Origin of the sequence: Ciceribacter ferrooxidans, assembly GCF_004137355.1 — a bacterium.
In the GTDB taxonomy this organism is placed as follows: domain Bacteria; phylum Pseudomonadota; class Alphaproteobacteria; order Rhizobiales; family Rhizobiaceae; genus Allorhizobium; species Allorhizobium ferrooxidans.
This window is the reverse complement of sequence record NZ_SDVB01000263.1, coordinates 1-252: the sequence shown is the minus strand read 5'-3', so window position 1 is coordinate 252 and position 252 is coordinate 1. Positions and strand designations below refer to the sequence as shown.

Genomic DNA, 252 nt, shown 5'->3' with positions numbered 1-252 from the left:
AGCGCGAATCCCAGGTGCGGTTGATGCCGAGCCGCAAGCCTACCGGATTGACCTTCTGACCCATCGGTCCTCTCTCCTCGCTCAGGCCTCGGCCTCGACCTCACGCACCACGATGGTGAGGTTGGCGAACGGCTTGAAAATGCGTCCCACGCGGCCGCGGCCGCGCGGCGTGAAGCGTTTGATGACCAGCGCCTTGCCGACATGCGCCTCAGCCACCATGAGATCATCGACGTCGAGCTCGTGGTTGTTCTC

General features: G+C 63.9%; 1 protein-coding gene. It reads right to left on the bottom strand.

Going from position 1 to position 252, the window contains the following annotated elements:
- Nucleotides 1–81: 81 nt before the first annotated feature.
- The coding region (locus EUU22_RS20055) for a large ribosomal subunit protein uL22 (RefSeq protein WP_280956505.1) at nt 82–252 on the bottom strand (171 nt) is incomplete at its 5' end.